This is a genomic window from Streptomyces roseifaciens (genome assembly GCF_001445655.1).
GTDB lineage: Bacteria > Actinomycetota > Actinomycetes > Streptomycetales > Streptomycetaceae > Streptomyces > Streptomyces aureoversilis.
Genome location: NZ_LNBE01000004.1, coordinates 3,445,081 through 3,463,830 on the forward strand (window position 1 = coordinate 3,445,081; position 18,750 = coordinate 3,463,830).

General features: G+C 72.2%; 14 protein-coding genes. 7 read left to right on the forward strand and 7 right to left on the reverse strand.

Annotation, left to right across the window (positions count from 1 at the left end; all coding sequences use genetic code 11):
• Positions 1 to 49: 49 nt before the first annotated feature.
• Both AS857_RS32540 and AS857_RS32545 read right to left on the reverse strand, forming a co-directional pair.
• Positions 50 to 1,909, reverse strand: a complete 1,860-nt coding sequence (locus AS857_RS32540) for a hypothetical protein (RefSeq protein ID WP_079110777.1) — start codon at positions 1,907 to 1,909, stop codon at positions 50 to 52.
• Between the two features lie 156 nt (positions 1,910 to 2,065).
• Positions 2,066 to 4,714 carry a D-alanyl-D-alanine carboxypeptidase gene (locus tag AS857_RS32545; RefSeq protein ID WP_245700585.1) on the reverse strand — a complete coding sequence of 883 codons (2,649 nt, stop codon included), beginning with the start codon at positions 4,712 to 4,714 and terminating at the stop codon, positions 2,066 to 2,068.
• A 439-nt stretch (positions 4,715 to 5,153) separates the two neighbouring features.
• On the opposite strand from AS857_RS32545, the gene AS857_RS32550 reads away from it, so the two are divergent.
• The 3 genes from AS857_RS32550 (at position 5,154) to AS857_RS32560 (ending at position 7,685) form a co-directional block, all read left to right on the forward strand.
• Positions 5,154 to 5,930 carry a GOLPH3/VPS74 family protein gene (locus tag AS857_RS32550; RefSeq protein ID WP_058046730.1) on the forward strand — a complete coding sequence of 259 codons (777 nt, stop codon included), beginning with the start codon at positions 5,154 to 5,156 and terminating at the stop codon, positions 5,928 to 5,930.
• Between the two features lie 398 nt (positions 5,931 to 6,328).
• Positions 6,329 to 7,192 carry a helix-turn-helix domain-containing protein gene (locus AS857_RS32555; protein ID WP_058047214.1) on the forward strand — a complete coding sequence of 288 codons (864 nt, stop codon included), beginning with the start codon at positions 6,329 to 6,331 and terminating at the stop codon, positions 7,190 to 7,192.
• A gap of 289 nt (positions 7,193 to 7,481) precedes the next feature.
• The gene (locus tag AS857_RS32560; protein ID WP_058046731.1) at positions 7,482 to 7,685 is read left to right on the forward strand and encodes a DUF397 domain-containing protein; all 204 of its coding nucleotides are present in this window, start codon (positions 7,482 to 7,484) and stop codon (positions 7,683 to 7,685) included.
• Between the two features lie 187 nt (positions 7,686 to 7,872).
• Here AS857_RS32560 and AS857_RS32565 read toward each other — a convergent pair whose 3' ends face one another.
• The 4 genes from AS857_RS32565 to AS857_RS32580 form a co-directional block, all read right to left on the reverse strand.
• Entirely contained in the window at positions 7,873 to 8,982 is a 1,110-nt protein-coding gene (locus tag AS857_RS32565; RefSeq protein ID WP_058046732.1) for an ADP-ribosylglycohydrolase family protein, read from the reverse strand.
• Between the two features lie 46 nt (positions 8,983 to 9,028).
• Positions 9,029 to 10,228, reverse strand: a complete 1,200-nt coding sequence (locus AS857_RS32570) for a DUF8017 domain-containing protein (RefSeq protein WP_245700587.1) — start codon at positions 10,226 to 10,228, stop codon at positions 9,029 to 9,031.
• Between the two features lie 160 nt (positions 10,229 to 10,388).
• Positions 10,389 to 12,983: a bifunctional FO biosynthesis protein CofGH gene (locus tag AS857_RS32575; protein WP_058046733.1), complete on the reverse strand. Its 2,595-nt coding sequence runs from the start codon at positions 12,981 to 12,983 to the stop codon at positions 10,389 to 10,391.
• A 133-nt stretch (positions 12,984 to 13,116) separates the two neighbouring features.
• Entirely contained in the window at positions 13,117 to 13,977 is an 861-nt protein-coding gene (locus AS857_RS32580; protein WP_058046734.1) for a TIGR03619 family F420-dependent LLM class oxidoreductase, read from the reverse strand.
• Positions 13,978 to 14,177: 200 nt separating this feature from the next.
• On the opposite strand from AS857_RS32580, the gene AS857_RS32585 reads away from it, so the two are divergent.
• Together AS857_RS32585 and AS857_RS32590 are read left to right on the forward strand one after the other, a co-directional pair.
• Positions 14,178 to 15,713 (forward strand): CehA/McbA family metallohydrolase, encoded by a 1,536-nt coding sequence (locus AS857_RS32585; protein WP_058047216.1) that lies wholly within the window; start codon positions 14,178 to 14,180, stop codon positions 15,711 to 15,713.
• Between the two features lie 618 nt (positions 15,714 to 16,331).
• Positions 16,332 to 16,826, forward strand: a complete 495-nt coding sequence (locus AS857_RS32590; RefSeq protein ID WP_144440912.1) for a DUF7927 domain-containing protein — start codon at positions 16,332 to 16,334, stop codon at positions 16,824 to 16,826.
• Positions 16,827 to 17,008: 182 nt separating this feature from the next.
• Here the strand turns inward: AS857_RS32590 and AS857_RS32595 are convergent, their stop codons facing one another.
• Complete coding sequence (locus AS857_RS32595; RefSeq protein ID WP_144440913.1) at positions 17,009 to 17,386, reverse strand: DUF6415 family natural product biosynthesis protein; 378 nt, start codon at positions 17,384 to 17,386, stop codon at positions 17,009 to 17,011.
• A gap of 259 nt (positions 17,387 to 17,645) precedes the next feature.
• On the opposite strand from AS857_RS32595, the gene AS857_RS32600 reads away from it, so the two are divergent.
• Together AS857_RS32600 and AS857_RS32605 are read left to right on the forward strand one after the other, a co-directional pair.
• Positions 17,646 to 18,515, forward strand: coding sequence for a helix-turn-helix domain-containing protein (locus AS857_RS32600; protein ID WP_058046737.1), 870 nt, complete (start codon positions 17,646 to 17,648; stop codon positions 18,513 to 18,515).
• Entirely contained in the window at positions 18,505 to 18,735 is a 231-nt protein-coding gene (locus AS857_RS32605; RefSeq protein WP_058046738.1) for a DUF397 domain-containing protein, read from the forward strand. The genes AS857_RS32600 and AS857_RS32605 overlap by 11 nt, the downstream gene beginning before the upstream one ends.
• Positions 18,736 to 18,750: the final 15 nt, after the last annotated feature.

Below are 18,750 nucleotides of genomic sequence, written 5' to 3' on the forward strand. Positions count from 1 at the left end.
CCGGAGGCGTCCGGAGACGCCTGGGGACGCCCGGAGGCACCCGGCGGGGCTACTTCGCCAGGTTGTCCGGACAGCCCGTGCCGCGCGGCAGCTTGTAGCGCGCCACGATGTGGTACGTGCCCGGCTTCGGCGCGTTCAGCACCGTCCAGTTGTCCTCCGGCCGGTCCTCGCGGGCCTCCTGGACCTCCTTGGACAGGCAGCCGTTGACGTTGACCGGCGGCTCGCCGCGCGGCCCCGCCTTCGGGGGCTTGACGTCCTTGCCGTTCTCGTCGACCAGGCCCAGCCACGGGGAGTGCGGGATGCGGATGAGGACCGGGCCCGGCTTGTCCACGCGGATCGTGAGGCCCTCCGCGTCCGTGCGCTCCACGACCGCCGGGGGGTCGGCGAGGGGCGTCGGCGCCTCGACCTCGTACAGCCGCCAGTTGTCGTCGGACCACACCTGGCGCAGGTAGGGCTGGCCCTTGGCGACGAGCTTGGCCTCGTCGACGGCCGCGGGGTCCGGCTCGTCGGTGGGCAGCACGACGTAGTGCACGGCCCAGCGGTCGAGCCAGGCGCGGTAGGTGGAGGAGTTGAGCAGGCCGGGCTCGTAGAAGAGCGGGTTGCGCTCGCGGTCGGCCTGCCGGTTCCAGCCGCGGGCGAGGTTCACGTACGGGGTGAGGGCCGAGGACTCGCGGTGGCTGCGGGCGGGCACGACCTCGACGCGGCCCCGTGCCGTGTCGGTCTGCTGCAGCCGGTGCACCAGGGGCGCGAGCTCGCGCGCCCAGGAAGCGGCGGGCGTGGTGTGGATGATGTCGCCGATGGCGTTGGCGAGCTGCCACGACGTGCACGTGACCAGGGCCAGGATGAGCGCCGTCCAGCGCAGGCCGCTCTTGAGCAGCTCCGCCGGGCGCGGCACCTTCAGCTCCGGCAGGGCCGCGACCAGCACCGTCCCGCCGAAGATCATGCCGAGCCGGGAGACGTTCGTGCCGATCTGGGAGGGGATGAGCCAGACCAGCAGGACGGCCAGGACGTAGAGCGCCGAGGCCATCCGGACCGTGCGCCACTCCTTGGGGACGAACAGCACCCCGAAGAGGCCGCTCAGCAGCGGCAGGATCGCCGAGGCGAAGGCCATCGGCTGGTGGCCCGAGAACGGGAACAGCCACGCCGACAGACCCACCACCACGGCCGGGGAGACACCCAGCGCGTACGCCGCCGGGCGCCGCTTGCCCAGCCACAGGGCGGCCGCGACGAAGCCCACGAACAGGCCGGCCACCGGGCTCGACGCCGTCGCCAGCGCGGCCGCCAGCGCGGCCAGCCCGGCCCGGCCCCAGCGGTACTTGCCCTCCGAGCGCCAGCGCATCGGCCACGCGAAGATCACGGCGACGGCCGCCAGGCCGAACATCGTGCCGAGCCCGAAGGTGACCCGGCCGGATATCGCGTTGCAGGTCAGCGCGAAGGTGCCGTACAGGGCCGCCACGAGCGGCCGGCGCACGACCCTGCTGCGCACGAGCAGCAGGGCGATCAGGCCCGCCGAGAGCGTGCCCGCGATCATCATCGTGGTGCGGACGCCGATGCTGGCCATCAGGTACGGCGAGATCACGCTGTACGAGACGGGGTGCATGCCGCCGTACCAGGCGAGGTTGTACGCCGAGTCGGGGTGCTGGCCCACGAACTCGGCCCACGCGTCCTGGGCGGCCAGGTCGCCGCCGCTGTTCGCGAACACGTACACCCAGAGCACGTGCAGCGCCGCCGCCACGCACAGAGTGGTCAGGACGGGGCGGCCGGCCGCCGCGCGGCCCGCGCGCCTCAGGCGCCCGCGCAGGCCCGCGCCGCCCGAAGGCCGCGGGGCTCCCGGGAAGACGGAATCCCGCCCGTCCTGCTCACCCGGCTCGTCGGGCTTGCCGGCCCGTGCCGGGTCCACGGTGGTCACTGCTGTTCTCCCCGTCTTCCCCCGGAGGTCTTCCCCCATCTTCGCGCTGCCCCGGTTCCACGGGTAGCGGCACGGCGCGCGGCCGTGCTCAAACCCTCGCGACGCTAGCACGCCGCGAGGGCCCGGCAGGGACGGCGACCGCCGCCCCCGCGCACCTCAGCCGAGGCGCGTGAGCTTCGCGCCGAAGCCCGGCTCGGCCAGCGGCGCCTTCAGCGCCACCGGCACCCGGACCTGGCCCGGGCCGCTGCCCACGGTCAGCATGCCGACCTCGGCACCGGACTTCGCCGCGTGCGGCAGCTTGTGGCCGCCGTCGTTGAGCGCCAGGCCGACGGACAGGCCCGCCCAGCCGACGGCCGTGACGTCCTTGGTCGCCACGACCGGGGTGCGGCCGCCGAGACCGTCGTCCACGGCGCCCACGACGTCGCCCTTCTTCACGACCGTCTTCGCCTCGAGCGCCTTCTTCGCCGACTCGATCGCGTCCTTGGTCGCCGCGACCACCGAGTCGATGATCGGCGTCTTGTGCTGCGCCAGCACCGCTCCGATGATCAGCTGCGTGGTGCCGCCGATCTTCTTCTCCGCGGCGAAGAGCAGGTTGCCGCCGGCCGCGGTGGTCGTGCCGGTCTTGATGCCGGTGCCGTACAGCGGAACGATCGGGTTGAAGTTCTTCTGCTTCTCGCCGTTGCTGTCGATGTACTCCGTCAGCCCCGAGATCTCCTTGAAGACCGGGTCCGCCATGGCCTTCTTGCCCAGCTTGACCAGGTCCTTCGCGGTGCTCTTCGTCGTCGCGTCGAAGCCGCTCGGGTCGGTGAACGTCGTGTTCACCATGCCCAGGTCCTTGGCGGTGTCGTTCATCTTCTTGACGAACGCCTCCTCGGAACCGGCGTCCCAGCGGGCCAGCAGCTTGGCGATGTTGTTCGCCGACGGCAGCATCAGCGCTTCCAGCGCCTCGTACTCCGAGAGCTTCTGGCCCTCGGTCACCCGGACCAGGGACTCGCCCTCGGGCTTGCCCTTCTGGTAGTCGCTCACCGCCTTGGCGTCGACGGTCATCAGCGCGCCCTTCTTGTCACCCTTCTTCATCGGGTGATCGCGAAGGGTGATGTACGCGGTCATCACCTTGGTGACGCTCGCGATCGGGACGGGCTTCTCCTCGCCGGACTCGCCCAGCGCGCCCAGGCCGTCCACCTCGACGTACGCCTGGCCGGTCGCCGGCCACGTCATCTGCGCCTTGTCGCCGTCGAACTTGAACGTCTTCTTCGCCGTGAGCACCAGCGTCGGCTCCGGCAGCGGGCGGAACGCCTGCACCACGCAGAAGATGATCGCCAGCAGCACGACCAGCGGCGTCCAGATCTTCACCCGGCGCAGGATCGTGCGGGTGGGCGTCTCCGGCGGCGGAGGCGTGTTGGTCAGCTGCGCCAGCAGGTCCAGCGGCGCCGCGGGCTGTCCCGCCGCCGGGGGGACGGTGGGGCCGCCGCCGCCCGGCCTCGGGGGGAACGGCTGCTGCTGCGTCCGCTCGGAGGGGGCGGGCGGAGTGACGCTGACCGGAATGGCGGGCTTGCCCGGGGCGGGCGCGGGCGCGGGGACCTTCGCGGACGCCTTGGCGGCGTCCTTCGCCGGGGCGGGCTTGGCCGGAGCCTTGGCAGCGTCCCTGGCGGGGGCCTTGGCAGGGGCCTTGGCAGGGGTGGCCGACTTGGCGGCAGCCTCGTCGAGCGACTTCAGCGGCACGAACTGGCTGGTGCGCTCGGAGTCGGAGTCCCCGCCCTCGGCGGCACCGTCCTTCTTGGCGGCACCGTCCTTGGCGGCGCCGTCCTTGCGGGCGGGCGCGTCGATGACGGGGGCCTTGAGCAGGGCGGTCGCCTGATCATCGGATCCACGGGACTTGCCGTCGGCGGCCGGGGACTTCGGGTCCTCGCCGTCACGGGCGGGAGCCTCGGCCTTGGGCCGGAGCGTACGGAAGACGGCGGTGGCCTGGTCGGCGGGCGCGGAGTCCTCACCCTTGTCCTTGGCGGACGGGGCACCGTTGGCGGACCGCCCGGCGGCCGGGGCCTCCGCGGAGGAGGCGTCCTTGCGCTCGCCGGAGGCGCCCTTCGCGGCCTCGGAGGCCTTGCCGTCGCCGCCCGCGGACGGCCCGTCGCCCTTCGGCCGGACCGTACGGAACACGGCGGTGGCCTGGTCGGCGGGCGCGGGCGCGGAGTCCTTGCCCTTGTCCTTGCCGGACGGAGCGCCGCCGTTGGCGGACCGCTCGGCGGCCGGGGCCTCGGCGGAGGAGGCGTCGGCCTTCGGCCGGACCGCACCGAAGACGGCCGTGGCCTGGTCGGCGGGCGCGGAGGTCTTGCCCTTGGCGGACGGGGCACCGTTCGCGGGCCGGCCCGCGGGGGTGGCGTCCTTGTCCTCGCCGGAGGCGGCCTTCGCGGCCTTGCCGTCACCGTCGCCGTTGCCGTCGCCGTCATCGGACGAGGCATCGGCCTTCGGCCGGACCGTACGGAAGACGGCCGTCGCCCGGTCGGCGGGCGCGGAGTCCTCGTCCTTGCCCGACGGGGCGCTGTTCGCGTCGGGCTCGCCGGGCTCGTCCGCGGCGGCAGGGGCGGCAGGGGCCTTGGAGGCCTTCTCCGAGCCGTCGGAGGCCTCGGAGCCCTCTTCGGCCTCTTCCCCGTCCGTACCGGCCACCCACGCCGCCACAGCGGCCTTCAGGCGGGCGTCGCCGCCGGGGGCCGCGCGACCCCCGGTGGAGGGCCCGGCCTTCGCCGAGTCCTCCGCAGAGGTCTCGGCCTTTGCATCCGCATCGGCCTCACCGGACGCCGGGGACACTTCTTCACGGCCGCCTTCGGCGGCATCCGCGGCATCCGCGCTCTCGGGCGCGTCAGCTTTCCCGGACGGCTTTCCGGAAGTTTCCCGGAAAACCCCGAGACGCGGGTCGAGCTCGCCGCCAGTCGTCTCCCCCGACGACTTCCGCTGCTCCGACTTGCCGGGGGACTCGCCCGCCACCGATGCCTCCTCGAATTCCCACGCGATACGCCACCGCGGGGTGCTCCGCACCCCGCAGGCCGAACCTTCTCAAACGCTTACCAGTGTCCTGTGCGGCAGCCCTGTCACCGCGCAACCGCACCGCCGGAAGGGATCGACCGGCCTCACCGTCGTGCTAGACGAGACGACATACCTACCGGTTCCCACCCGAAGCCACCACGCACTCTCGACAGACCAATGTGAGAGGGGTCACCCTGTCAGTCATCCACGCGGGGAGGCATGGATGGGCAGGAGCCGCAGAACAATTCCGGAGGAGCTTCTGCTGCTCGCTTTGGACCCGGCCACGGGAACCACGGCGCAGCCGCAGTCGCTCGACCTGGGTCTCGCCGGGGCGCAGCTAGTGGAGCTGGCTCTGGCTGGACGGATAGCCCCAGACGGGGATCGTATCGCCGTGGTGATGCCGCGGCCGACAGGAGATCCGACGCTGGACACCGCGCTCGAACTGCTGCGCCGCCGCGGCAGTCCGGTCCGCGCCGTCCACTGGATCGGCGGGCCCCGGCTGGGGCTGCGCCAGACGTATCTCACGCACCTGGAGCGGTGCGGCATGGTGCATGCCGTGGCGGGCCAGATGTGCGGGGTGCTGCCGACGACGCGCTATCAGGCGACGGACACCGCGATCAGCCGGGAGATCAGGGCCCGGCTGGACAGCGCGATCCGCACCGGCGTCCCGCCGGACCCGCGGACCGCGGCGCTCGCCGCCCTGGCCCACGCGGTGGGTCTCGGCAAGCACCTCTACCCGGGCAACGAGGGGCGGTCCTCCCGCTCCCGGCTGCGGGATCTGATCAGGCACGACCCGATGGGCGGGCTCGTGGCGCACGCCGTGATGGACGTGCAGAACGGCGTCGCGGCGCAGCCGCGGCGGGCCCCGGCAGCAGCCGGTTCCGGCGCGGGCGCCCACGGCGCCGGCGGCTCGGGGCGGCGCACGTCGGTCCGGGGTACGGCGTCCGGGCAGCAGGTGGCCCAGGGGACGGCCGTGATGGCCCGGGTCGGCGCGTCGTGAGCCGACGCCGCCGAAGCCGCTGACCGCCCGGAGAACGGCGCGACACAGCACATCGCACCACCACTGCATCACTGCACCACCGAATCACCGCACCACCGCACCACCCGCACAGCAACACCCACAGCACACCCAGAGCTCGACCGACCGCAGCGCAGTCCCCCGGCCCGGTTCGGGAGCCGCGATATCGCGCGGGGTGGTGGGCCGGCCGCCCGGGACGGCGGTCCGGACCACCACCCCGCGTGCACATGCACGGGACGATGCACGGTCCGCAGCGGCCGGCCCCGGCAACCCTTCACCGCAGGCGGACTCTGTGTGGCATTTTCCAGCGCCGCCCCGGCATGTGGTGGCAGGCTGCGAGGTCAGGAGACAGCAGCATGACGGAGCCGGAGGTGCGTCCCGTGGCGTCCAGTGTCAATCCCACCGTTAGGCGACGCCGCTTGGGGCAGGAGCTGCGCAAGCTCCGCGAACTCAAGGGCATGACCGCCGAAGAGGTGGCCGAGCGGCTGCTCGTCTCGCAGTCGAAGATCAGCCGCCTGGAGAACGGCCGCCGCAGCATCAGCCAGCGCGACGTGCGCGATCTCTGCGGGGTGTACGGGGTCGAGGACCACCGCATTGTCGATTCGCTGATGCAGATGGCCAAGGAGTCGCGCCAGCAGGGCTGGTGGCACGCCTTCGGCGACATTCCCTACAGCGTCTACATCGGCCTGGAGACGGATGCGGCCTCACTGCGCGTGTACGAGGCATCTCTCGTACCGGGTCTGCTGCAGACGCCCAATTACGCGAGCGCCGTGACCGAGGGCTCCTGGCCGGAGGCGACGGGCGCGGATATCGAGCGGCGCGTGCAGGTGCGGATGCGGCGGCAGGAACGGATCACCGATCCGGAGAATCCGCTGCGGCTTTGGGCGGTCATCGACGAGTCGGCGCTGCGCCGGATCGTGGGCAGCCGGGAGATCATGGCGGAACAGATGCGCCAGCTCGTGCAGTTCAGCATGGAGCCGCACATCACGGTGCAGGTGCTGCCGTACGACGTGGGTGCGCATCCGGGCATGTACGGAAAGTTCTCCATTCTTGAGTTCAACGACCCGCAGGATGCCAGCACGGTCTATCTGGAGGGGATCACCAGTGACCTCTACCTGGAGAAGCCGAACGATGTGCAGACCTACAGCGTGATGTACGAGCATTTGCGAATGCAGGCCCTCAACGCGGATCACTCCCGGCAGTTCATCGACCGGGTCGCGGAGGAGTGGGCGGCGGAGGTCTGAGCCGCAGCGGTCCGGGCCGATCCGAGCCCGTCCGGGCGGATCCCGGCGAGCCCGAGTGATCCCGAGCGAGCCCGAGCGGGCAGTCGAGCCCGTCTCCCTGGGCGGCCGCCGCACGGTACACCCTCCACCGGTCAACCGGGAAGGGCGTTCCCGAATATGCCATCCGGTCGAGTGAATGGCCCGTTCATCAGGTGATGTTGGCGCGTAACGTCGGTCGCACCTCGGGAAACCGGCGTTCCGACCGGCGTTTCTGATCAAGGCACATACTCACCAAGGCATGGGAGCAATCATGGCCATCCAGCAGGGAAACACCACGTGGCGCAAGTCCTCGTACTCGCTGGCCAACGGCGACTGCGTGGAGGTCGCTTCCCCTCTCCCCCAGTCCATCGCGGTCCGTGACTCCAAGGACCCCCAGGGGCCGATTCTCGGTTTCGAGCCCGCCGCCTGGTCCTCGTTTGTGACGACCGTTTCCCGTCGCGCGTACGACTTCTGATAAGTCCGCCCGATACGACATCTTCACCACCCCAAGGCAGTTCCGCGCAGAACCCCCTCGACTGGTCCGCCGTCCCGGCCGAGGGGGTTCCGCCGTATCCGGGCACAGGCCCGGGGGTCGCGACCGTGCGGCCGCGACCTCGGGTTGTGCAATCGCAACGGTTGCCCGCCCTCGGACGCCCCGGCCGCTAGCCCTGCGGGTAGCGCTCCGTCCAGACCGTCGAGGCGACGTCCGGGCCGTGCAGCTGCGCCCCCTGGGTGAGCTCCAGGGCGAAGTCGTCGGCGAGTTCGGCGATCGCGGCCCGTCCCTCCAGCTCGGCCAGCAGGTCCGGCGGCAGCGCGGTCTCGCCGTGCAGCGCGCCGAGCAGGTTGCCGCAGATCGAGCCCGTGGAGTCGGAGTCGCCGCTGTGGTTGACGGCGAGCAGCAGCCCGTGCCGCATGTCCTCGGCGACCAGCGCGCTGTACACGCCCATGGCAAGGGCCTCTTCGGCCACCCAGCCCTGGCCGAGCGCTTCCAGCCGCTCGGCGCTCGGTGCCCCCTGGCGTACGGCGTCGAGCGCCTGCCGGAGCGCGGCCGTCGTCTCCTCGTGGCCGCCCCACTGCGCCAGCAGGTCGAGCGCCTGCCGCACCGACGTCTCCAGCGTCCCGCCGCGGACGATGCCGTGCACGATCGCCGCGAAGGCAGCCGCCGCCAGGACGCCCGAGGGGTGGCCGTGGGTCTGCGCGGCGCACTCGGCGGCCAGCCGGAAGACCTCCGCGGCCTCCCGGTCCACCAGCAGGCCGAACGGCGCCGAGCGCATCACGGTGCCGCACCCCTTGGACTGCGGGTTCTTGGGCGCGGCGAGGGTGCCCATCCGGTCGTCCGCCAGCCCGGACAGGCAGGCGTTGCCCGGCGCGCGCTGCGAGTACAGCCACTCCTGGCGGCCCAGCCGGCCAAGGGCGGGGATGCGCGGATCCGGCCCCGGGTGGCGCTGGGTGGCCTCCCAGCGCAGGTACGCACGGTGCACCTCCTCGGGTGCGGGCCAGGTGCCGCTGTCGCGCCGGATCTCGGCGCGGATCAGGCCGTCCACGGTGAAGAGCGTCATCTGGGTGTCGTCGGTGACGGCGCCGCGCCGCCCGTAGGCCCGGACGTAGTCGCGTACGCCGGCCGGCCCGTGGGCGTCCCTGATCGCGTGCAGCGACTGGAACTCGATGCCCGCGCCGAGGGCGTCGCCGATCGCCCCACCGAGCAGGCAGCCGCGGACGCGGGCGCGGAAGTCCTGCTGCTGCGCCCGGCTCCACAGTGCGGTGGTGGTCATGGTGTCCCGCCCCTTCCTGTTCTCGGCCCTGTTCTCGGCTCTGCCCTCAGCCCTTGAGCGGGCGGACCGTCTTCATGATCTCGTCGATCCGGGACTCCGGCAGTGCGCCGGAGACGCCCTGGTCGGCGTACATGATCCAGCTGCTGAAGGTGCCGTCGGGGAGCTTGGTGACGATGCTCTTGACGATGGCCGTGGGCGGTACGCACGGGCTCGGGCGGTTGAGGACCTTGACCTTGGCGGTCGCGGTCCAGCCCTCGATGCCGTTCTGCTTCCAGGGCTTGGCCTGGCTGACCTCGATCTTGGGCTTGTTGCCCAGGCCGCCGTACGCGTAGACGCCCCAGTTGCCCGCCCAGTTGCGGGCGTTCTCCTGGATGCTCAGGGAGGCGTCGCCGCCCGCCGTGCCGACGGTGGCGAGCTGGCCCTTGCCGGCCTCGCCGATCGAGTTGGGGTTGGCGGACGAAGAACAGCCGCCCTCGCTGAAGTTGGCGGTGTCGCGCATCGAGATCTGCGGCTTACCGGACGCGTCCGTGTACGCGATCATCGTGTCCTGGGGGAAGATCTTCCACTTCTCCCCCGTGCCGGGCACGTCGTACTGGAGCTTGTGCTCCTTGCTGGTCTGCGTCTGCCATCCGGCGGGCACGGCCTGCGGACCGCCGTCCGAGGGGGCCGCGCTGTTGGCGCCGCCTTCGGGGGCGGGCTGCTGCTGGTTCCCGGCGGCCGGGGCGCCGGAGGCCTGCGACGTGCCGCCGGCCTTCTCGTCCTTCTTGTCGTCGCCGCCCTTGAGGAAGAAGAACGCGCCGCCGCCGATGACGGCGAGGGCCACGACGCCGCCGATGACGGCGAGCAGGGTCTTGTTGTTGCCGCCGCCGCCACTGCCTCCGCCCGGCGGGGCGGGTGCGGGGGCCGGTGCCGGGGCGGGGGCCGTCCAGCCGCCCGGCGGCGGGGGCGGAGGCGGCACGGATCCGGCTGCGCCGGGGCCCGGCGGCTGGACGGCGGGCTGAGCGAAGACGGTCGGCTGCGCGTGGGCGCCGCCGCCCTGCGCCGGGGCGGGCGGCGTCACCGCGGGCTGCGCGAAGGCGGTGGGCGCCGCGTGGACCCCGCCGGGCGGCGGGGCGACGGCCGGCTGGTCGACGGCAGTGGCCTCCGGCCCACCCCACGCCCCGCCCTGCGGTACGCCTTGCGGAGGCTGCGACGGATGCGGCTGCGGAGGCTGGTGGGGCTGCTGGGGATTCTGAGGCCAAGACATGCGGGCCACCCTAGACGCCCGTCGGTTGCCGTCTTGTCGAGGCATCTCGACAAGACGGCAACATCTGGGACAACCCGATAACCGAAACCGAGCCCGGCGGCGCGAGCCCGGCGGCAGCCGCCGCCGAGCCGGGCCCCGGCACGACCCGAACCGCCCGACGCTAGTCGTCCAGCACCGGCAGCAGCTCCGGCAGATGCCCGTCCGAAGCCATCGCGGCAGCCACCCGCTCCGCCGGCACCTCCCCGTACAGCGTCGTGCGCGGCCGCGCCCTCCGCCCCGCCGCCTCCGCGATGGCGACCAGGTCGCGGACCGACCGGTACGAGCCGTACGAGGAGCCCGCCATGCGGGAGATGGTCTCCTCCATCAGCGTGCCGCCCAGATCGTTCGCCCCGGAGCGGAGCATCTCCGCCGCTCCCTCGGCGCCGAGCTTCACCCAGCTGGTCTGGATGTTGGTGATGTGGGGGTGGAGCAGCAGCCGGGCCATGGCCGTGACCGCCCGGTTGTCCCGCATGGTCGGGCCGGGGCGGGAGATGCCCGCCAGGTACACGGGGGCGTTGGTGTGGATGAACGGCAGCGTGACGAACTCCGTGAAGCCGCCCGTCTCCTGCTGGATCTCGACGAGCCGGCGGAAGTGCCCGAGCCAGTGCCGGGGCTGGTCCACGTGCCCGTACATCATCGTGGACGAGGACCGGATCCCGACCTCGTGGGCGGTGCGCACGACGTCGATCCACGTGGCGGCGGGCAGCTTGCCCTTGGTGAGGACCCAGCGGACCTCGTCGTCGAGGATCTCCGCGGCCGTGCCGGGGATGGTGTCGAGCCCGGCCTCCTTCGCGGCGGTCAGCCACTCCCGTACGGACATCCCGGTACGGGTCGCGCCGTTGACGACCTCCATCGGCGAGAAGGCGTGCACGTGCATGCCCGGCACGCGCTCCTTGACCGCCCGCGCGATGTCGAAGTAGGCCGTGCCCGGCAGGTCGGGGTGGATGCCGCCCTGCATGCAGACCTCGACGGCACCGACGTCCCACGCCTGGGCGGCACGGTCGGCGACCTGGTCCAGGGAGAGGGTGTACGCGTCGGCGTCGGTGCGCCGCTGGGCGAAGGCGCAGAAGCGGCAGCCGGTGTAGCAGACGTTGGTGAAGTTGATGTTCCGCGTGACGATGTAGGTGACGTCGTCGCCGACCACGTCCCGGCGCAGGTCGTCGGCGATGCGGCACAGGGCGTCGAGCGCGGGCCCGTCGGCGTGCAGCAGGGCGAGGGCCTGGGGGTCGGTCAGCCGGGTGGGGTCGTCGGCGGCCTGCCGCAGCGCCTCGCGCACGTCCGCGTCGATCCGTTCGGGCGCCATGCCGGGCGCGGCGGCCTCCCGGAGCGCCTCCCAGTCGCCGTACACCTCGTCGAAGTCGTCGCGCCGGTCGGCGGTGCGGCCTTCGGTGTCGATCGCGCGGTGCAGTTCGGTGCGGCCGGAGGGGACGAAGACGTCCTCGGGCTCCTGCCAGGGCAGGCCCTTGACGTCGGCGCGCTCGTTCGCCAGCCCGGTCTCCGGGTCGGCCAGGGCGCGGACGTGGGGCAGTACGCGCGGGTCCAGCCAGGGCTCGCCGCGCCGGACGAACTCGGGGTAGACGGCGAGACGTTCCTGCAGCCGGAAGCCGGCAGCGGCGGACCGCTCGGCGAGCTCGTCGATCTGCGGCCAGGGGCGCTCGGGGTTGACGTGGTCCGGGGTGACCGGGGAGACGCCGCCCCAGTCGTCGATGCCGGCGCCGATGAGCCGCTCGTACTCGCCCGCCACGAGGTTGGGCGGCGCCTGGAGGCAGGCGGAGGGGCCCATGATGTGCCGGGCGACGGCGATGGTGGCGACCAGGTCGTCCAGTTCGGCGTCGGGCATGCCGCGCATCGCCGTGTCCGGCTTGGCGCGGAAGTTCTGCATGATCAGTTCCTGGATGCCGTGGTACGCGCGGGAGATGCGGCGCAGCGCGAACAGCGACTCGGCGCGCTCCTCGGGCGTCTCGCCGATCCCGATCAGCAGGCCGCTGGTGAACGGCACGGAGCTGCGCCCGGCGTCCTCCAGGACGCGCAGCCGGACGGCGGGTTCCTTGTCCGGGGAGCCGTGGTGCGGGCCGCCGGGCTCGCTCCACAGCCGTTCGGCCGTGGTCTCCAGCATCATGCCCATCGAGGCGGAGACCGGCTTCAGCCGCTGGAAGTCCGTCCAGGTCATGGCGCCCGGGTTGAGGTGCGGGAGCAGGCCGGTCTCCTCCAGGATGCGGATGGAGATGGCGCGGACGTAGGCGATGGTGTCGTCGTAGCCCGCCGCCTCCAGCCACTCGCGGGCCTCGGGCCAGCGGTCCTCGGGACGGTCGCCCAGGGTGATGAGGGCTTCCTTGCAGCCGAGTTCGGCGCCGCGGCGCGCGATGGCCAGGACCTCGTCGGGGGACATGAACATCCCGTGGCCCGCGCGGCGCAGCTTGCCGGGGACGGTGGCGAAGGTGCAGTAGTGGCACTTGTCCCGGCAGAGGCGGGTGAGGGGGATGAAGACGCTCTTCGAGTAGGTGATGACGCCGGGGCGCCCGGCGGCCTCCAGCCCCGCGTCCCGCACCCGGGCGGCGGACGCGCACAGGTCCTCCAGGTCCGCACCGCGGGCCCGGAGGAGAACGGCGGCCTCGGCGACGTCCAGGGCCACGCCGTCCCGGGCGCGCTTGAGGGCGCGCCGCATGGCGTTGGCGGTCGGTGCGGGTCCCTGCGGGGGCGGCGGGGTGGAAGTCATTGTCCGAGCATACGAGCGCGGTGCCGCCCGCCCGGAGGAGGTCCGTCCGTCATTCGTGTGCCTCTCGTCACCCCGGGTCACCCCAGGCGGAGGCGCCCTCCGGCAGCCCGGGGCGCCCGCCTGCCCGCCCCGCTCACAGGAATTCGGCGTGCGCGTCCAGCGCCCGCAGGATCTCCGCCTCCCCCGCCGACGGCAACCCCACCACGACCTCGGTGAGCCCCAGGTCGGCGAAGTACGCGAGCTTCCCGGCCGAGGGGTGCACCGCGTACGGGACGACCTGCGGCTCGCCCGGCCGCCCGGCCTCCTGCCAGGCCCGGCGCAGCTGCGGAATCGTCTCCTTGAGCCCGCTGCCGCCGACGGGCATCCAGCCGTCCGAGTACTCCGCGACGTGCGCGAACAGCTTCGGCCCCGCGGCACCCCCGATCAGGGTGCGCGGCCCCACGAGCGGCGGCACGTCCGGGCCGCGCCGGCGCGGCGCCCGCAGCGGCTTGGGGTCCGCGAAGCTGGCACTGACTCCGCCGAACTCGCCGCGGTATCCGGTCGGTTCATCGGCCCACAGCGCCCGCATCAGGGCCATCCGGTCGCGCACCAGATCGCGCCGCGTCTTCCACTCGACGCCGTGGTCGGCCGCCTCCTCCACGTTCCAGCCGAACCCGATGCCCAGCGTCAGGCGGCCGCCGCTGAGGAAGTCGAGCGTCGCGACCTGCTTGGCGAGCGCGATCGGGTCCTGCTGGGCCACCAGCAGGACACCCGTGCCGAGCTCGATCCGCTCGGTGACCGCCGCGGCCTGGGCGAGCACCGCCAGCGGGTCCAGGGCCCGGCCGTACTCGCGCGGCAGCGGATCACCCATGGGCGCCGGCGTCTCCCGGCTGACCGGGATGTGCGTGTGCTGCGGCATGTACAGCCCGTCGAAGCCCCGCTGCTCCAGCTCGCTCGCGAGCCGGACCGGGCTGATCGTCTCGTCGGTGAGGAAGACCGTGGTTGCGATCCGCACGGGGCGGCACCTCCTTCGCGTCCTGCGGGGAATGGGGCTCACCGTAAGCCCAAACGGGCCCCAGGGGCCCCCGGCGGGGCGGTGCCGCCATACGAATGTCGCAATCGTGGGGCTTCCTGTACCCCTCCGCGCCATCGGGGCGTACAACAGTGCCCCCGAAGAGCCAGAGCCCCTTCCACGGGAGGAGAGCGATGAAGCGGATGGAGCGACCGGACCGGCGCGCGGTGCTCACGGCTGTCACAGGCGCGGCGGCGGTGCTTACCCTCGATACCGTGACGTTCGCGAGCACAGGGGACGGCCACGACGGCCGGACCGCGACCCGGAAGGTCACCGGACACCTTCCGCCCGGAGCGCCCGACTACGTCTACCTGCCCGTGGACGTGCCGCCCGGCGTGCGCGAAATCGCCGTCTCGTACGCGTACGACAGACCGTCCGTGCCCGCCGGCACCCAGGGCAACGCCTGCGACATCGGCATCTTCGACGAGCGCGGCACGGAGCTGGGCGGTGCGGGCTTCCGCGGCTGGTCGGGGGGCGCCCGGTCCGAGTTCGCGATCGGCGCCGAGCGGGCCACGCCCGGCTACCTGGCCGGCCCCGTGCGGCCCGGCACCTGGCACGTCGTCCTCGGCCCGTACACGGTCGCGCCGCAGGGCCTGGCGTACGAGGTGACGGTGACGCTGCGGTACGGGACGCCGCCGGCCGGGGCCACCCCGCGCCCGGTGTATCCGCCGCAGCGGGCCCGGGGCCGCGGCCGCGCCTGGTACCGGGGCGACAACCACCTGCACAGCGTCCACTCCGACGGCAAGCGCACCCCCGCCGAGATCGCCGCCGCGGCGCGGGCGGCCGGCCTGGACTGGATCACGACCACCGAGCACAACACGACGTCGTCGCACGGGGCGTGGGAGGGCCTGTGGGGCGACGACCTCCTCATCCTGACCGGAGAGGAGGTCACCACCCGCAACGGCCACGTCGTCGCCCTCGGCACGGACCCCGGCGTCTTCATCGACTGGCGCTACCGCGCCCGCGACGCCGCCTTCGGCCGCTTCGCCCGCACGATCCACCGCGCGGGCGGCCTGGTCGTCCCCGCGCACCCGTACGCGACCTGCGTCGGCTGCAACTGGAAGTTCGGCTACGAGGACGCGGACGCGATGGAGGTCTGGAACGGCCCGTACACGCCGGACGACGAGATGGCGATCGCGGCGTGGGACGCGTCCCTCGTGGCGGCGGTACGCGAGGGCCGCCGCCGCTGGCTGCCGGCCATGGGCAACAGCGACGCCCACCGCGAGCCCCAGGTGGTGGGCATGCCGCAGACGGTCGTCCACGCGGACGCCCTGTCCCGCGAGGCCCTGCTGGCCGGCCTCCGCGCGGGCCGGAGCTGGATCGCGGAGTCGTCGGCGGTGAACCTGTCCTTCACGGCGACGGGCGGCCGCGGCAAGCACGCCGGCATCGGCGAACGCCTCCCGGTCGACCGGGGCACCCCGGTGACGATCCGCCTGGAGGTGTCGGGGGTGCCGGAGGGCTGCACGGCGTCGTTCATCACGGACCAGGGCCGCCTGCACGAGACGCCGCTGCCCGCGGCGGGAACGGGGTCGGGGTCGGCCACGGTCGAGTGGCGCACGACACCCTCGCACGCGGCGTACGTACGGGCCGAGGTGCGGCGGGCGGCGACGGGCGGCTCGGGGATGCCGGGTCCGATGGTGGCACTGACGAATCCGGTGTTCCTGGGAAAGCCGACCTAGATCGAACGCGAGTCGCACAAGAAAGCCACGATCAACCTTCCGCGCTATCAGGGGACTTGGCCGGATTCGCGGGTATAGAGTCCCTCTCGGCGCTTCGAGAGCGCCCCCCTTCAAGAGGTCCCGACATCGGGATGTCGCCCCAGGGTGTCCCGGTCCGGGCTCCCTCCGGCGCGGTCACCGGATCCTGGCCGCAGCCCGATGAAGGGGGGCGCCAGTGGGGCGCCACCGTAAGAAGCCTCTGCACGAGCGAATCGCAGCCGTGGTTCGCGAGCTGTGGAGGTGGTGCACCAAAAGGTGACCGCTGGACGGCGACCGGCAGTCCTCACACAGACTGAGGGCTGACGGTCGAACCGTCCCTACGGTTGGCCCTCGCCCGGGTATCCGGCCCGTGGCGAGGGCCTCTTTGCGTCGATCCCTAAGCTACCCAGGGATCGCGCCGTACGCGAGCCCTTCCGCGAGTGGGCGAGCGGCGAGTTCCTCGTACGCCGCCGTGAAAGCCGCCGTGAAACGAGTGTCAGCCTGAGCGGGCGTTCACCCCTTGGGGCGGTTTATGGGTAGTGCTCATGTCCCGGTGCAAGCCATCTCCCCACTGAATGCGCGCAGGGAGAGGGGACCGTCTTGCCTGATCGTCTGCCCAGAGTTCTGACCCTCGTCGCCTTCCTGGTGGGCGTGGGGGTGATCACCGGCGCCGCGATGGTGCCGACGGCGCCGTTCGACACCATGGCGACGTCCATCAGAATCGCCAAGAGCGTCGACCGGCCGTCGGCACACCCCGGGGACACGGTCACCTACACCGTGACGGTGACCAACACCGGCACGACGGCGATCGACGGCGCGGCGATCGCCGACGACCTGTCGGACGTGGTGGACGACGCGACGTTCAACTCCGCCTCCGCCGACCGGGGAACGACCTCGTACTCGTCCCCCACCCTCCAGTGGCAGGGCGACCTGCCCTCCGGCGCCAAGGCGACGATCAGCTACTCGGTGCGGGTGGCCAACCCGCCGACGGGCGACGACCACCTGGACAACCGGATCACCTCCACGACCGCGGGCAACAACTGCCCGTCGGGCAACACGGACGCGGCCTGCGCGGCCAGCACGCCCGTCTCATAGACGTAGGCAGGTACAGCCGGGCACGGGGGTGAGCGCGGGCGGGCCGCCGGTGTGGGGTACGGGTACAGGTACGGGCACCGGCCCCGTCCCGGCGCCCACCAGGGGCGGCCCCGGCGGTAAGAGCCGCACGGGCCGGCGACGCCGCCACCACGCACGCAGGGATCTCCAGGCCGCCGCCCCCTTCACCGCAGCCCCTGCTGCAGCCGGAGAAGATCCCTGGCTACCAGCCCCAGCCCCCTGGCAAAGGTGATCGCCGAGGCGTATCCGTCCCCGGGACCGAGCCCGAGGCGGTGGCGTGCCTCCGCGGCCGTGGCCAGAACCTCCACACGGACGGGATCGTCCACGGGCCTGCCCTGCACGGCCCCCTCGACGGCGGGCACCGCGGCCCCGATGTAGACACGGAGCCGGTCGGCCAGCTCGGCCACGCGACTGGGGGCGGGGAGCCAGCGGTCCATGGCGATGGCGTCGCGGATCACCTTCTCGATTCCGGCTCCGTCGGTCGGCGGAAGCACATAGGTGAGTCCTCCGCCGGTATGCGCGGTACGGGGGAACGGAGGCATGCGCGTCTCCTTCACGAGTGTGGGGGGCTGGCTCAACCACGGTCCCGCAACAGCTTGTTACGTCACAAGCTTGCCGAACATTCTCGGGAGAAATGGCATATACCTAAGCCCGGACATGGCTTGCGCACCCTGGGACACGCGGTGGAAGACTGCCAACATCCGGGCTCTGGAAGGCAACAGGAGCTCGTCGCGAACCGCCAGGGGCACGCCGACGGGGTACAGAGGCGCGGCACCGGGTACAGCACCGGGAGGGCTCAAAGTGGCAGCACGACGCGGTCCGACGTTCCGTCGGAGGGAGCTGGGCAAGGAGCTCCGCCGCCTGCGGGAAAAGAAGGGGTACAGCACCAAGGAAGCAGCCGCGGCCATCGAGAGCTCGGACACCAAGCTCAACAGGGTCGAGTCCGGGCACAACCAGCTCCCGCGCGTCCGCGATCTGGAAGACCTGCTCGATTTCTACGGCGTAACCGACCGCAACGACCGTGCGCAGTTGTTGGAGCTCCACCGGGATTCCCTCAGCGCCGACTGGTACAGGCCGTATCAGAACTACATGCCGTCCGGCCAGCTGCTGTACGTAGGGCTGGAGACCGATGCCCGCACGATGCGCGCCTGGCACTCCCAGGTCGTCTTCGGCCTCCTGCAGACGGAGCGCTACGCACACGCCCTGTTCTCGACGGCCAAGCCGGTCGAGGAGAGGACGACCGAGTTCGTGGAGGAGTCCGTGGCCGCCCGCATGAAGCGCAAGGAAGTGGTCTTCGGAGACGATCCGGTCGAGCTGCGGGTGATCCTCGATGAGGCCGCCCTGCGGCGCGTGGTCGGCAGTACGGCTGTCATGCGTGAGCAGTACGAAGAGATCGCCAGAGCGGCTGAGCTCGACCACGTGACCGTCCAGATCCTCCCGATGAACCTGCCCACCTACAGAGCGAACGCGAACTTCGTCATCCTGGACTTCGACTCCGGTCTCGATCCTGTCGTCATGGAGGACAGCCCGTCCGTCATGACGGTCAGCGACCGGCCGCGCGAGGTCTGGAAGCACGCCCGGAAGTTCGATGCACTGCGGGAGGGCGCCCTCGCTCCGGCCAAGACAGCGGATTTTCTGCACCGACTGGGAAGAGAGATCGATGAGCACTAGCCCCCACCTGACCGCCCTCGAAGTGGCGCCCCGCGATGTCTGGTTCAAGTCCTCCCACAGCGGCGACAACGGCGCAGGCGGCTGCGTCTCCGTCGCGGCGCTGGCCGATCACGTCGGAGTCCGCGACTCCAAACAACACAACGGCCCCGCCTTCATATCCCCGGCCGCGGCCTGGACCGCGTTCATACACGAGGTGCGGTCCGGGCGCTGGCCGGCGTAGGGCCGAAGCGAGGGG